The sequence below is a fragment of the Actimicrobium sp. CCC2.4 genome (assembly GCF_034347385.1).
In the GTDB taxonomy this organism is placed as follows: Bacteria; Pseudomonadota; Gammaproteobacteria; order Burkholderiales; family Burkholderiaceae_D; genus Actimicrobium.
Genome location: NZ_CP133777.1, coordinates 551404 through 565196 on the forward strand (window position 1 = coordinate 551404; position 13793 = coordinate 565196).

Consider the following 13793-nt stretch of genomic DNA (forward strand, 5'->3'; position numbering starts at 1 on the left):
CAATGTTTTCGATGCGCCCGCCACCGACGCCGATGCCACGACATCGTCTTATTGCGACACGTGCCGATGGCGCTGTACGGCTGGTCGAACAACCCATTTTTTGATCACACGATGCCTGCAGAGACTGCCTTGCTCCAATCGACCACACTGACTGCCCCGATTTATGCGCGCCAGTTGCGCATGCTGCTGCAGCAAGGCGCGGTCGATGGCGACCGCGTGCTGGCTGCCGCGCAGCTGGACTGGGCCACGCTGCTGACCGACGACAGTCGTCTGCCGCAGGACACCGTGACACGGCTGGTCATGGCGGCGATGGCGGCTACCGGCAAGCCCTGGCTGGGACTCGATCTGGCCGCCAGCCTGCCGGTGACGGCCCACGGACCACTTGGCATCGCAGCGGTCACGGCGCGCGACATCGGCAGTTTGCTGGCCGTGCTGGCGCGCTACGGTAGCTTGCGCAACGAGGCGTTTTCGTGGGAGTGGCGGGTCACGCCGCAAGGCGCAGTGCTGGGGGCCACCGAGCAAGCCGACTGGGGCGATGCGCGTGGCTTCGTGCTCGACCTGATGGCCGGTGCAGTGCTGCATCTGATCGGCGCGGCGACCGGCCAGTTGCCGGCCGGCTTGCGTGTCGACATGCCGATGGCACGACCGCCGTGGGCCGCGCAATACGGCCGCTACCAGCCGGTCGAGTTCCGCTTCGGCCAACCGGCACTGGCGTTGCATGTCGCTCCGGACGCACGCGCTTTACCGTGCCTCGGAGCCGATCGACATGCGCATGCGATGGCCTGTGGCGAGTGCGATGACGCGCTGGCAGAACAGGCCGGTCGCAGTATCGCGCAGCGTGTCGCCGCCCTGCTGGCGGCAGCACCGGCGGGCCGCTATCCGCAACTGGTAGAAGTAGCCGCCGCCGTCAGCCTGACCCCGCGCACGCTGATGCGCCGCCTGCGCGCCGACGGCGTCACATTCCAGCAATTGCTGGATACGGCGCGTCAGTCCCGCACGCTCTGGCTGCTGCAACACACCCACTGCAGCGTCGAAGACATCGCCGCCCAGCTCGGTTATGCCGACACGTCCAATTTCAGCAGGACGGTACGGCGCTGGTTTGGCGCGACACCGCTGGTGCTGCGCCAACGCGACGGGCGGGATGGCTGAGGTAGCTTGTACTGATGCGGCGACCCTATGCGTCGTATTCGATCGTTAGCGGCGCATGGTCGGAAAACCGCTCGTCCTTGTAGATCGCCACCGCCTTCGCGGTCGCGGCGATGCCGGGTGTGGCGATCTGGTAATCGATGCGCCATCCGACATTGTTGGCCCAGGCCTGACCACGGTTGCTCCACCAGGTGTATTGCTCAGCACGTTCATCGACGCGACGGAAGACATCAACCAGCGCAACCTCGTCGAACAGGCGTGACAGCCAGGCCCGTTCCTCGGGCAGGAAGCCGGAATTTTTCTTGTTGCCCTTCCAGTTTTTCAGGTCGATTTCCTGGTGCGCGATATTCCAGTCGCCGCAGATGACGACTTCGCGACCGCTGGCTTTCAGCGCAGCCAGATGCGGCAGGAAGACGTCCATGAAACGGAATTTGGCCAGCTGGCGTTCCTCGCCCGACGAGCCCGACGGGCAGTACACCGAGACGATACTCAGATTGCCGAAGTCGCATTGGACGTAGCGTCCCTCGGCATCGAATTCGGGCGTGCCGAAGCCGGTAATGACCTGGTCCGGCAAGCGCTTGCTGTAGATGCCGGTGCCCGAATAGCCCTTCTTTTCAGCGTAGTGAAAATGGCCGTGGTAGCCCTCCGGTGCCAGCATTTCCGGCGACATGTCGGCCGCCTGGGCCTTGAGTTCCTGGACACAGATGAAGTCGGCATCCTGTTTGGCTATCCAGGCAAAGAAGCCTTTTTTGCTGGCCGAACGGATGCCATTGAGATTGGCGGCGATGATTTTCAGCATGGTGGTCGTGGTCTGGTGAACGATGCAGAAGGATACCCGATCAGTTCGTGAGCAGACTGGTGCGCTGGCTGATGACCTGCTGCAAGTGCTGCATCGCGACCTGTAATTCGTCGAGCAGGACGCCGCCGGTACCGGTATCGCCATCGAGCAGTACGACCTCGATGGCACTGGCGATCCGGGCCAGTTGTTCTGCACCCAGAATACGTGCCGTACCTGCCAGCCCGTGTGCCAGCGCCGCCGCACCGGCGCAATCGGAATCCATCAGCAGGCTACTGGCCTGCCGCACGTCATCGCTGCAGCTCAGCATGAATTGCTGCAACAGCGCGTCGAACTTCGGGGCATTGCCGCCGAAGGAGCGCAAGGCGCGGTCGATGTTCAGGATGGCCAGCACAGCGGTGTCCTTTGTATCCTCTGCGGCGGTCGCCGCCTGCATGGCAAATTGAGCGGGATGCCGGATCAGACGGTCCAGCATCGCCAGCAAGTCATCAATATCGAGTGGCTTGGTAAGCACGCCTGACAGGCCTGCCTGGCGAAAAGATTCGCGCTCCTGACGTCGTGCTGATGCGGTCAGAGCGAGGATAGGTAAGGTCGCCATACCGGGCTGGGCACGGATAAGCCGCGTGGCTTCGTAGCCGTCCATGACCGGCATTTGGATGTCCATCAGCACGGCAGTGAAGTGTGATGTGCGCTGCGTCGCCGCCACTGCATCCTGTCCGTTCGATGCCAGTTCCACGCTGGCACCGGCACCGGTCAGGGTTTGCTCGATCACGATCTGGTTGATCACGTTGTCCTCCGCCACCAGAAAATGCATTCCCGTCAGACGACAATCATCGGCCGTTGCCGCCAGTGCCGGTAGCAAGGTGCCAAGCTCGCTCAGGCAAGTCTGCCGGACTATTTCGAGCAAGGTCGCCGGCAACAACGGCTTGGCCGCGAGGCGATCGATGAACAGATCGGCGCTGGCAACGGCGGCCTGCTCCAGCATGCCCATCGGCGTCATTAGTATGGTTGCGGGCAACAGGAGTCTGTCGATCGCACTGGCGCGCCGTAAGAAGTCCACCCCATCCATGCCGGGCATCTGCCAGTCCAGCAGCATCACATCATGGTCTTCGCTGCAGGCGGCACTGCGCTGTAATTCGGCCAGTCCGCTGGCGGCGCTGTCGCACGTCGTGACCTGCCAGCCGGCAGCGATGCAGGGACGTGCCAGCAGGTCGCGCGCTACCGGATGGTCATCGATAATCAGGACCCGCAGGCCGGCGATCGGTCGCGCGACGGGGCCAGACGGCGTGCCACGCTCGAGTTCCACGCAGAAGCAGAAGGTGCTGCCCCGGCCGGGCTGGCTGTCGACGCTGATGGTGCCGTGCATCAGGTCAGCGAGCCGCCGGGTGATGGCCAGTCCGAGTCCGGAGCCGCCGTAACGGCGCGTCGTCGACGTATCGGCTTGCGTGAATTGCTCGAAAATAGTGTCGAGCTGGGCCGCCGGGATACCGACACCGCTATCGCGGAACATGAACTTCAGTGCGACCAGGCCGCCACTGCGCGGCTCGCACCGCAGTTGCACGACGATGCTGCCGGCATCGGTAAATTTGACCGCATTGCTGGCCAGGTTCAACAAGACTTGCTGGAGTCGCAAACTGTCGCCAAGCACGATGTCGGGCATGTCGGGATCGATGTCAAAGCAGGCTTCGACCGGCTTGTCACCCAGTCCGATACCGATCACCGTGGCCGTCGTGCGCAGGATGGCGTTGAGCGAAAACGGCTGGTGTTCGAGTTGCAGCTTGCCTGCTTCGATGCGCGAAAAATCCAGGATGTCGTCGATCATTGTCTGCAGCGCTTCGGCCGACAGCAGAATCTTGTCGGCATGATCGCGCTGGCGCGGACTGATGGGCGCTGCGCCCAGCAGCCGGGTCAGGCCGATGACCGCATGCAGTGGCGTGCGCAGTTCATGACTCATGGTGGCGAGGAAATCGCTCTTGGCGCGGTTGGCGGATTCGGCAGCGTCGCGCGCCTGTTCGAGTTCGATGGTGCGCGAGGTCACCAGTGCTTCCAGATCATTGCGGTAGCGGTCGAGTTCGTTTTGTGCCCGCTTGCGCTCGGAGATGTCCTGGACGGTGCCGCGCAATCCGACAATCCGGTGGCGTGAGTCGCGGATCGCCTCGCAGCAGTAATGCGCCCAGAACGTGTCGCCGGTGTGACGCCGCGCCGGTATTTCCAGATCGCACAGTTCGCCCGTGGTGGCGGTGCGGTAGAGCGCCTGTTCCAGGGTGTCCCACACCTCCGGGGCGAACATCGTGTGTTTTTGCGCCGCGAACGCGGGTATCGTCGACCGGCCGAACATCCGGCAGATTTCCGCCGAGGCCCGCACCATCTCGCTACCGAGGGTCCAGTCCCAGCTACCCATGCGGCTCAGGCGTTGCGCTGTCACCAGTTCGATGTCGCGCTCCCGCAGCACGCGCTGGCGTGTGGCCAGCAACCGTGCGGTGCCGGCCATCGCCAGCGCGACATCATCGGCTTCGCGGAAGTACACCGGCGAGATTTGCACGCGCTCACCGGCCTCCAACGCAATAGCCGGCGCCGTCAATGCCTTGACCGACCGCGCAATCCGGTTGCCCATGAACCAGGCCAGTCCCATACCGCTACCAAACATCAGCAGCAAAACCAGTCCGAACTGCGAAATGCGTTGCCGCAAATGGTCTTTGAGAATCACGCGCGGTATGCCGACCACCACATGCCAGCCTGACACGGGTGCCGCGGTAACCACGTTACGCATGACGGTACCGTCGCGTCGCGTAATGTCGAACATATCGCCGCGGCCCTCGACGGTGGCTTTCCATAGCGCGGGGCTGACTTTTTCGCCGTCCATGATTCCGCCTAGCGTGCGTGCGACGAGGGTGCCGTCACCGTCAAAGATGCCTGCCTCCCAGTTCTCCGGCAGCGACTGGCGTCGCAGGATGGCATCGAATTTATGGGTGAACATGCCGACACCAAGGTCGTAGCCGACTTCGCCATCCACGATGATCGGTACGTCGACACTGGCGAGCGCACGTCGACTGAGCGCGCCGACATAGAGCCCGGATATCACCGGCTGCGCCGTGGCGAATATCTGCTCTACCAGGGCCGGATTGGCATGGCGCGGCAACGCCGTGCCATAGGGCTGCTGCGTGTTGAGCAGTTGCTGACCGCTCCTGTCGCTGAGAACCGCGTGCGAGCCGACATCCGATTTTTGCAGCAGGTCGGCAAACTGCCGATGGAGGGCCGGGAAATCGCGACTGGCGAAGTGACCGGAGCTCGCCAGGGCCAGCGCAACGTTGCGGACATCCACCAGCTCATTGTCCAGCACCAGCGCCAGTGTTTTTGCCATCCTGAGCGTTTCGCGCTCAAGTTCCTGTTGCTCCTGGTGGTACTGATGACGAATCAATGTGGTCACGCCGATGATGCCGGGCAGCAGGACCGTGAGCACCAGTAACAGCAGCAGCGTGCGCACGGAGTAGCGCGGGCGCCGGCGCAATGGTGCCGGAACAGTGTTGCTTGGCGTCGGGTCAGGCGGGATGTTGATGGAGTACCTTTTTACGGGACGGTGGGGGACGTAATTTTATGTGTCCATCGAATGTTGTCTAATGGTTTCACATTGCATGATGTCATAAGTTGCTGCGATCAACGCCTTGCCGTGACCGGTTTCCTGAAATTCCTCCGTACCCGGCCAGGTTTTTCGGGCACACCTCTTGCTGATGTGTGCAGAATTCTGTGGATATCGCATTAAAATGTCCGCTCGGCATCAGGTACTGCCAAAATTCGTCAGCACCGCCCATTCCGGTACGCCTCAAGGAAAACAATTGAACAATTTACGTCAGCAATTCATTGCCTTCGCCGTCGACAGCGGCGTCCTGCGCTTCGGCGAATTCATCACCAAGGCCGGGCGCACGTCGCCGTATTTTTTTAATGCGGGCGCCTTCAACGACGGTGCCACGCTCGGCACGCTGGCGCAGTTCTATGCGCAGTCGCTGCTCGATGCCGGGGTGGAATTCGACATGCTGTTCGGCCCTGCCTACAAGGGCATCACGCTGGCATCGGCCACCGCCGTGGCGCTGGCCGGCAAAAATCGTAACGTACCGTTCGCCTTCAACCGCAAGGAAGCCAAGGACCATGGCGAAGGCGGCACCATCGTCGGAGCCGCCTTGAAGGGACGTGTCGTGATCATCGACGACGTCATTTCGGCCGGCACCTCGGTGCGCGAATCGGTCGACCTGATCCGCGCGGCCGGAGCTACGCCCTGTGCGGTACTGATCGCGCTGGACCGGATGGAGCGCTCAGGTAAGGATGACGCGCTGTCGGCTGGATCAGCGGTGCAGGAAGTGAGTCAGCTGTATGGTATTCCGGTCATCTCTATCGGTAACCTTGCCGACTTGCTGGAATATCTCGGGCGCGCCGATGGCAACGCCGAACTGCAGCGCTACCGGCCGGCGATCAGCGCCTACCGCGAACGCTATGGCGTGGCCTGACGCCAGCTAATCTGCTGATCCGATGCCTGCCCTCACGCGCACCTTGCTAATGCTGGTTCTGGCCACCGTGCCGGGATTGGTCGGCGCGCAAATTTATGTCTGCAAGGACAGCGCGGGGCGCACCATGACCGCAGACCGACCCATCCCCGAATGTGCGACCCGTGCGATGCGCGAACTGGGTAACAACGGCGTGGTACTGCGCGAGATACCGGCACCACTGACGGTCGCGCAACGCGAACAGCTGCAGCGCGACAAGGACAAGCTGAAGGCCGAGAACGATGCCCGGCTCGAATTGCGCCGGCGTGATGCGGCGATCCTCGAACGCTTTCGCAGCGAAGCCGAAATCGAGGCGGCGCGCAAGCGGGCCGTCGCCGACGTCAATGAAAAAATGCGCCAGGAACGCAATGCGCTGGCGCAAGCCGACAAGGAATTAAAAGAGGCGCAGGCCGAAGCGACGCTGGCAACGAAAAAAAATGTCGTGCCGGTTCGCCTGGCGCGCAAAGTCGAGCAGGCACAGGGCATGGTCAAGGCCGGACAGGAGTTGATGCAGTCGCACCAGCTCGAATTACTGAAGGTCGATACCTGGTTTGACGACACCTTGCAGCGCTACCGCGAACTGACCGGCGTCAGTCCGGCGCGCTAGCGCCGGAATACGCTGGTCAGCTTGCCAGTTTCTGTTTCAGCAGCTCGGTCAGCTGGGCCGGATTGGCCTTGCCGCGCGAGGCTTTCATGGCCTGTCCGATCAGCGCATTGAAGGCTTTCTCTTTGCCGGCGCGAAATTCCTCGACCGACTTCGGATTGGCCGCCAGTACTTCCGCGATGATCGCTTCGAGCGCACCGCTATCGGAAATCTGCTTCAGTCCCATCGAGTCGATCAGCTGATCAGCCAGCAAAGGTTCGACCGACTTCGCTTCCCACATCGCCGCAAAAATTTCCTTGGCAATCTTGTTCGAGATCGTGCCGTCAGCAATGCGCTGCAGCAGCAGCGCAAGCTGGGCCGGACCGACCGGTGCCTGGTCCGCGTCGATACCATCGCGGTTGACTGCCGACGCCAGATCGCCCATCAGCCAGTTGGCCACTTGCTTGGCCAGGTCCTTGCCGGTCAGCGTGGCCACGGCTTCGAAATATAGCGCCATGGCTTTCGATTGCGTTAGCACCGCAGCATCGTAATCGGTCAGGCCGAAATCGCTGGTGAAGCGCGCGCGCATTACACCGGGCAGCTCGGGCATCGCTGCCTTGACCTGCGCAATCCAGTCGGCACCGATGATCAGCGGCGGCAAATCCGGATCCGGAAAATAGCGGTAATCCTGCGCGTCTTCCTTGCTGCGCATCGAGCGGGTTTCCTTGCGGTCGGGATCGTAGAGCCGGGTTTCCTGCACCACGCGGCCACCGTCTTCGATCAGTTCGATCTGGCGTCGTACTTCGTAGTTAATCGCTTCTTCGAGGAAGCGAAACGAGTTCAGGTTCTTGACCTCGCAACGGGTGCCGTACTGTTCCTGGCCGACCGGCCGCACCGAGACATTGGCGTCGCAGCGAAACGAGCCTTCCTGCATGTTGCCGTCGCAAATGTCGAGCCACATCACCAGCGAATGCAGCGCCTTGGCATAGGCGACTGCTTCGGCGGCACTGCGCATGTCGGGCTCGGTGACGATCTCGAGCAGCGGCGTACCGGCGCGGTTGAGGTCGATGCCGGTCATGCCCTGATAGTCTTCATGCAGCGACTTGCCGGCGTCTTCTTCCAGATGCGCGCGGGTCAGCTGCACGGTGCGCAGTTCGGTCTTGCCATCGCGTTCGAAGGCAAACGACACGCGTCCGCCCTGCACGACAGGAATCTCGAACTGGCTGATCTGGTAACCCTTGGGTAGGTCCGGATAAAAATAATTCTTGCGCGCGAATACCGAGCTGGACGCGATCACTGCGTCGACCGCCAGGCCGAACTGGATAGCCCGTTCGACGGCGCGCTTGTTCATTACCGGCAGCGCACCCGGCAAGGCCAGATCCACCAGGGACGCCTGCGTGTTCGGCTCGGCGCCGAAACGGATCGCCGAGCCGCTGAAAATTTTGGACTGGGTGGTCAGCTGTGTATGCGTTTCCAACCCGATGACGACTTCCCATTGCATGATGATTCCTTGTTTTTATGTGCTGTCTATTGGTGATCGTAGCGGCAGGTGCCGCTGTCGAGATCAATCACGATGTCAGAAAAATTGATGCGCGAACCGCACAGCGCCGGACAGGTCGGTTTGACATGCACCGTGTTGCCGTCGCGCTCGAGCCGGATCGTGCAATTGAGGCCGCGCTCGAAGTTGTAGCCGCGCTTGAGGCGCGCTGCGCCACCATCCTTCAAGGCCACCCGCCATGATGCCGTCGAGCCGTCGCCGCGTACTTCGGCCTGCAAGCCGTCGTCGTCGTCGATGTTGCAGTCGTAGCCATGGGTCGAGCGAAAAATCGCCGACTCCCACCGGAACATCTTCACGACAGCACCGTCCATATGAATCTCGCCCGTATCGGCGTACGTGATCGGATCGCCGCCATCGTCAGCCCGCTGACTGCAGGCGAAGCGGGTATCGAGCGTTTGCGCGCCTGCCGCGGCTGCACAAAAAAGCAGCATGGGTGCGATGGCATGGGCAATGATCCGGCGCATGGCTAGCCTCAGTCTTCCGGTTGCATCAGGTGCCAGCCGGTCGCTTGCTGGTACTGGTGGGCGATATTGAGCAGCTTCGCTTCCTCGAAATAATTGCCGATCAATTGCAGGCCGACCGGGCGCTTGCCGTTGACCTCGCCCCGGCCAAATCCGCATGGCACCGACATACCCGGCAAGCCGGCCAGGCTGGTCGACAGCGTGTAGATATCGGCCAGGTAATTGGCCACAGGATCATCGGCTTTGTCGCCGAGGTTCCAGGCCACCGTCGGCGAGACCGGTCCCATGATGACGTCGCAGCTTGTGAACGCGTGCTGGAAATCCTGCGCGATCAGGCGGCGGATTTTTTGCGCTTTCAGGTAGTACGCATCGAAGTAACCATGCGACAGCACATACGCGCCGACCAGGATGCGCAGCTTGACTTCTTCGCCGAATCCTTCGGCGCGGGTGCGCTTGTACATCTCTGTCAGGTCACTGTAGTTTTCGGCGCGATGGCCGTAGCGCACGCCATCGAAACGGCTCAGGTTGGACGAGGCTTCAGCCGGTGCAATCACGTAATACGCCGGGATCGACAGCTCGGTGTTGGGCAGCGAAATATCGACCAGCGTGGCGCCGAGCTTCACGTATTCGGCTAGCGCCGTACGGACCGCCTGTTCGACATCGGCGGCCAGGCCGGTACCGAAATATTCGCGCGGCACGCCGATGCGCAAGCCGCGCAAGTCCTTGCCGAGATCGCGTGAATAGTCTTCATCAGGACGCTGCAGGCTGGTCGAATCGCGCGCATCGAAACCGGCCATCGCCGACAGCAGCAGCGCGCAATCCTCGGCGCTTTGCGCCATCGGGCCACCCTGATCGAGCGACGAGGCAAACGCAATCATGCCGAAGCGCGAGACGCGGCCGTAGGTCGGCTTGATGCCGGTCACGCCGCACATTGCTGCCGGCTGGCGGATCGAGCCACCGGTATCGGTACCGGTTGCGGCCGGTGCCAGTCGTGCTGCAATCGCTGCGGCCGAGCCGCCCGACGATCCGCCCGGAATCGCGCTCTTGTCCCACGGATTTTTGACCGGGCCAAAGAACGAATTCTGGTTCGACGAGCCCATCGCAAATTCATCGCAGTTGAGCTTGCCCAGCGTGACCATGCCGGCATTGCCGAGGCGTTCGACCACGGTGGCGTCGAACGGGCTGGTGTAATTGGCCAGCATCTTCGAGCCGGCCGTCGCGCGCCAGTTGCGCGTGACAAAAATATCCTTGTGCGCAACCGGAATGCCGGTCAGCGGGGTGTGGTCTTCAGAGGCCAGTCGCAGGTCGGCCGCGGCTGCTTGTTGCAGTGTCAGTTCCGGATCGACGTGCAGGAAGGCATTGAGCTCGCTGCCGCCGATGCGTGCCAGGAAGTGCTGTGCCAGTTCGGTGGCCGAAACCTGCTTCGATTGCAGCAGCGCCGACAATTGCTTGAGTGATTTGGTATGCATGGGGAATCTTTAATCGAGGACTTTGGGCACCAGGTACAAGCCGTCCTGAGTGGCCGGCGCAGGTTTCTGGTAATCGTCGCGGTGGTTGGTTTCGGTCACCACGTCGTCGCGCAAGCGCAGCGCCAGGTCGTCCGGCAGTGCGCTGTCGAGCGCAAAAATCGGATGGCTCAGCGGCATGACGCCGGTGGTATCGACAGCCTGCATCTGCTCGACCAGCGCAAAAATTTCATTGAGCTTGACGAGCGACTTTTCGGCTTGCGCGTCGGTCAGTTCGAGTTGGGCCAGATTGGCCAGGATGGTGACATTCGAGAGGGTAAGCGACATGGCGGGGAATCACGCAGCGAGCGCGCCGGAAAATGGTTCGGGAAGCACCAAAACGCGATCAAAGTGCCATTCGTAGCGGATAAAAACTCCGCATCGGGACAGCATTCTGGCGGGTTTATAGAGGCAGTTTTGCCTGAATTATAAGGTAGAATGCGGGGCGTCCACCTGGATGGCGCCGAATCTCAGGCAGCCTCGGGTAGCGACTAAACATCACTCAACCTCATATCGAAACCGCGCACACCCGCTGCGCATCAGGACAATACATGTTTGGATTTCTCCGCAGTTACTTTTCGAATGACCTGGCGATTGACCTGGGCACCGCCAACACCCTCATTTATGTACGCGGCCAGGGCATCGTTCTTGACGAGCCATCGGTCGTTGCCATCCGCCAGCAGGGCGGCCCGAACGGCAAGAAAACCATCCAGGCCGTCGGCCGCGAAGCCAAGCAAATGCTCGGTAAAGTGCCAGGCAACATCGAAGCCATCCGTCCAATGAAAGACGGCGTCATCGCCGACTTCACCGTCACCGAGCAAATGCTCAAGCAATTTATCCGCATGGTGCACGACTCGAAGCTGTTCAAACCCTCTCCGCGCATCATCATCTGCGTGCCGTGCGGCTCGACCCAGGTTGAGCGCCGCGCGATCCGCGAGTCGGCGCTTGGCGCCGGCGCCTCGCAGGTATTCCTGATCGAAGAGCCGATGGCCGCCGCCATCGGTGCCGGCCTGCCGGTCTCCGAAGCGACCGGTTCGATGGTCGTCGATATCGGCGGCGGTACCACTGAAGTCGGCATCATTTCGCTGGGCGGCATGGTCTACAAGGGATCGGTGCGGGTCGGTGGTGACAAGTTCGACGAGGCTATCGTCAACTACATCCGCCGCAACTACGGCATGCTGATCGGCGAGCAAACCGCCGAAGCCATCAAGAAAGAAATCGGTTCGGCTTTCCCGGGTTCCGAAGTGCGCGAAATGGAAGTCAAGGGCCGCAACCTGTCCGAAGGCATCCCGCGCTCGTTCACGATCTCAAGCAATGAAATCCTCGAGGCGCTGACTGATCCGCTCAACAACATCGTCTCGGCGGTCAAGAATGCACTCGAGCAGACCCCGCCGGAACTCGGTGCCGACATCGCCGAAAAAGGCATGATGCTGACCGGCGGCGGTGCGCTGCTGCGTGACCTCGATCGCCTGCTGATGGAAGAAACCGGCCTGCCGGTCATCGTCGCCGAAGACCCGCTGACTTGCGTCGTGCGCGGCTCCGGCATGGCGCTCGAACGGATGGACAAGCTCGGTTCGATTTTCTCGTACGAGTAAGTCGTTCGCCGTTCGCATTCACCTCGTCGCCACCGGCGGCACCGATGCAGCAAACAGCAAGTAGCCAGGATACCTAGCAAGCATTAAATGGAATACAGCCCACCGCCACTGTTCAAGCAAGGTGCTTCGGCACGCGTCAAAGTGGTGTTTTTCTCGATCATTGCGATTGCCCTGCTGGTGGTCGATTCGCACATGCAGTCGCTCGCCCTGATCCGGCAAGTTGTCGGTACCGCACTGTACCCGGTGCAGATGGCGGCCTTGCTGCCGCGCGATGCGCTCTATAGCGTCAGCGGCTATTTTGTTTCGCTGGCCTCGGTCGAGCGCGAGAACAAGGCCTTGCGCCTCGAGCAGGCCGCCAACGCGCAGACCCTGCAGCGCGCCCAGCAACTGTTTTCCGAAAACGCCCAGTTGCGCAAGCTGCTCGGCACCAGCGAGCAATTGCCGGTCAAGTCCGTCATGAGCGAAATCCTCTACGATGCCCGCGATGTCTTCACCCGCAAGATCGTGCTCGACCGTGGTTCGCGCCACGATGTCGTGCTCGGCCAGCCGGTCATCGACGATACCGGCGTGGTCGGCCAGATCACGCGGGTTTTTCCACTGACCTCCGAAGCCACGCTGCTGACCGACAAGGATGAAGCCATTCCGGTGCAGGTCGTACGCAACGGCTTGCGCAGCGTGGCCTACGGGCGCGGCCAGAGCGGCTTGCTGGATTTGCGCTTCATGCCGGCCAACGCCGATATCCGCAAGGGCGACATCCTGGTCACTTCCGGTATCGATGGCGTCTATCCGGGCGGCCTGTCGGTAGCCACCGTGGTGCAGGTCGAGAACAAGTCCGGTGACACCTTCGCCAGCATCGTCTGCCAGCCCCTGGCCGGGATCGATCGCCACAAGCAATTGCTGATTTTGCTGAAGCAGCCGATGGACGCGCCGCGACCGCCACCGGGCGACGCGAAGGACAAAAAAGCAGTCGGCGGCAAGACGCGCTTGCGCGGTCCGGTCAAGGAACTGCCCGCCGTACCGACGCCATTGCCCGCTACGACTGTCCGGAGATTGCTTCAGTGAACCAGCCCCATTACATCCTGCTGCCGGTCAGTCCGGTGTTCATCATCGCCAGCCTGGCCTGCGCGTTTCTGCTTAACCTGCTGCCGTGGGGCGGGCTGGTCGGCGTGCCGGATTTTGTCGCGCTGGTGTTGATTTTCTGGAGCATTCACCAGCCGCGCAAGGTCGGTATCGGCGTGGCGTTTTGCATGGGCTTGCTGATGGATGTGCACAACGCGTCGCTGCTCGGTGAAAACGCGCTGGTCTACACGCTGCTGTCCTACCTGGCGATCATGATCCACCGGCGCGTGCTGTGGTTTCCGGTGCGTACCCAGGCCTTGCACATCCTGCCGCTGCTGCTCGCCACGCAAGTCGTGCAACTGGTGATCCGGTTGCTGGCGTCGGGCAAATATCCGGGCTGGCTGTTTTTCATGGAGTCACTGATTTCAGTGGTGCTCTGGCCGCTGGTGACCTGGTTGCTGCTGGCACCGCAACGACGTGCGATCAACCGCGACGACACGCGACCGATCTGATGATCTGACCCTTTGCGCTTTTTCCTTTTTATTGCGTTCCACC

The 13793-nt window shown here is 61.7% G+C and carries 12 protein-coding genes; 6 read left to right on the forward strand and 6 right to left on the reverse strand.

What is annotated here, in order from left to right:
- The first annotated feature begins 60 nt into the window (after nt 1–60).
- Entirely contained in the window at nt 61–1149 is a 1089-nt protein-coding gene (locus RHM62_RS02600) for an AraC family transcriptional regulator (protein ID WP_322125296.1), read from the forward strand.
- A gap of 25 nt (nt 1150–1174) precedes the next feature.
- On the opposite strand, the gene RHM62_RS02605 is transcribed toward RHM62_RS02600, so the two are convergent.
- Nucleotides 1175–1945 carry an exodeoxyribonuclease III gene (locus tag RHM62_RS02605; RefSeq protein WP_322124029.1) on the reverse strand — a complete coding sequence of 257 codons (771 nt, stop codon included), beginning with the start codon at nt 1943–1945 and terminating at the stop codon, nt 1175–1177.
- A gap of 40 nt (nt 1946–1985) precedes the next feature.
- A complete protein-coding gene (locus RHM62_RS02610) occupies nt 1986–5426 on the reverse strand; it encodes a response regulator (protein ID WP_322124030.1) in 3441 nt (1146 codons plus the stop codon).
- 349 nt (nt 5427–5775) lie between these two features.
- Between RHM62_RS02610 and pyrE the strand changes: the two genes are divergently transcribed.
- Together pyrE and RHM62_RS02620 are read left to right on the forward strand one after the other, a co-directional pair.
- On the forward strand, nt 5776–6441 hold the full coding sequence (gene pyrE / locus RHM62_RS02615) for an orotate phosphoribosyltransferase (protein WP_009666894.1): 666 nt from the start codon (nt 5776–5778) through the stop codon (nt 6439–6441).
- Nucleotides 6442–6463: 22 nt separating this feature from the next.
- The gene (locus tag RHM62_RS02620; RefSeq protein ID WP_322124031.1) at nt 6464–7084 is read left to right on the forward strand and encodes a DUF4124 domain-containing protein; all 621 of its coding nucleotides are present in this window, start codon (nt 6464–6466) and stop codon (nt 7082–7084) included.
- 16 nt (nt 7085–7100) lie between these two features.
- On the opposite strand, the gene gatB is transcribed toward RHM62_RS02620, so the two are convergent.
- The 4 genes from gatB to gatC are packed head-to-tail and all read right to left on the reverse strand — an operon-like array spanning nt 7101 to nt 10872.
- Complete coding sequence (gene gatB, locus RHM62_RS02625; protein ID WP_322124032.1) at nt 7101–8561, reverse strand: Asp-tRNA(Asn)/Glu-tRNA(Gln) amidotransferase subunit GatB; 1461 nt, start codon at nt 8559–8561, stop codon at nt 7101–7103.
- A 26-nt stretch (nt 8562–8587) separates the two neighbouring features.
- Complete coding sequence (locus RHM62_RS02630; RefSeq protein WP_322124033.1) at nt 8588–9082, reverse strand: hypothetical protein; 495 nt, start codon at nt 9080–9082, stop codon at nt 8588–8590.
- 8 nt (nt 9083–9090) lie between these two features.
- Nucleotides 9091–10548, reverse strand: coding sequence for an Asp-tRNA(Asn)/Glu-tRNA(Gln) amidotransferase subunit GatA (gatA, locus tag RHM62_RS02635; RefSeq protein ID WP_322124034.1), 1458 nt, complete (start codon nt 10546–10548; stop codon nt 9091–9093).
- Nucleotides 10549–10557: 9 nt separating this feature from the next.
- Nucleotides 10558–10872, reverse strand: a complete 315-nt coding sequence (gene gatC, locus RHM62_RS02640) for an Asp-tRNA(Asn)/Glu-tRNA(Gln) amidotransferase subunit GatC (RefSeq protein ID WP_322124035.1) — start codon at nt 10870–10872, stop codon at nt 10558–10560.
- A 263-nt stretch (nt 10873–11135) separates the two neighbouring features.
- Between gatC and RHM62_RS02645 the strand changes: the two genes are divergently transcribed.
- The 3 genes from RHM62_RS02645 (at nt 11136) to mreD (ending at nt 13750) form a co-directional block, all read left to right on the forward strand.
- A complete protein-coding gene (locus tag RHM62_RS02645) occupies nt 11136–12179 on the forward strand; it encodes a rod shape-determining protein (RefSeq protein WP_322124036.1) in 1044 nt (347 codons plus the stop codon).
- 87 nt (nt 12180–12266) lie between these two features.
- Complete coding sequence (mreC, locus tag RHM62_RS02650; RefSeq protein ID WP_322124037.1) at nt 12267–13241, forward strand: rod shape-determining protein MreC; 975 nt, start codon at nt 12267–12269, stop codon at nt 13239–13241.
- Nucleotides 13238–13750 (forward strand): rod shape-determining protein MreD, encoded by a 513-nt coding sequence (gene mreD / locus RHM62_RS02655; RefSeq protein ID WP_322124038.1) that lies wholly within the window; start codon nt 13238–13240, stop codon nt 13748–13750. The genes mreC and mreD overlap by 4 nt, the downstream gene beginning before the upstream one ends.
- The last annotated feature ends 43 nt before the right edge of the window (nt 13751–13793 follow it).

What these genes read in the sequence shown, in the direction of transcription:
- gatB (WP_322124032.1), bottom strand. Translation starts at nt 8,561, where the DNA reads ATGCAATGGGAAGTCGTCATCGGGTTGGAAACGCATACACAGCTGACC.
- gatA (WP_322124034.1), bottom strand. Translation starts at nt 10,548, where the DNA reads ATGCATACCAAATCACTCAAGCAATTGTCGGCGCTGCTGCAATCGAAG.
- RHM62_RS02605 (WP_322124029.1), bottom strand. Translation starts at nt 1,945, where the DNA reads ATGCTGAAAATCATCGCCGCCAATCTCAATGGCATCCGTTCGGCCAGC.
- RHM62_RS02645 (WP_322124036.1), top strand. Translation starts at nt 11,136, where the DNA reads ATGTTTGGATTTCTCCGCAGTTACTTTTCGAATGACCTGGCGATTGAC.
- RHM62_RS02630 (WP_322124033.1), bottom strand. Translation starts at nt 9,082, where the DNA reads ATGCGCCGGATCATTGCCCATGCCATCGCACCCATGCTGCTTTTTTGT.
- gatC (WP_322124035.1), bottom strand. Translation starts at nt 10,872, where the DNA reads ATGTCGCTTACCCTCTCGAATGTCACCATCCTGGCCAATCTGGCCCAA.
- RHM62_RS02620 (WP_322124031.1), top strand. Translation starts at nt 6,464, where the DNA reads ATGCCTGCCCTCACGCGCACCTTGCTAATGCTGGTTCTGGCCACCGTG.
- mreC (WP_322124037.1), top strand. Translation starts at nt 12,267, where the DNA reads ATGGAATACAGCCCACCGCCACTGTTCAAGCAAGGTGCTTCGGCACGC.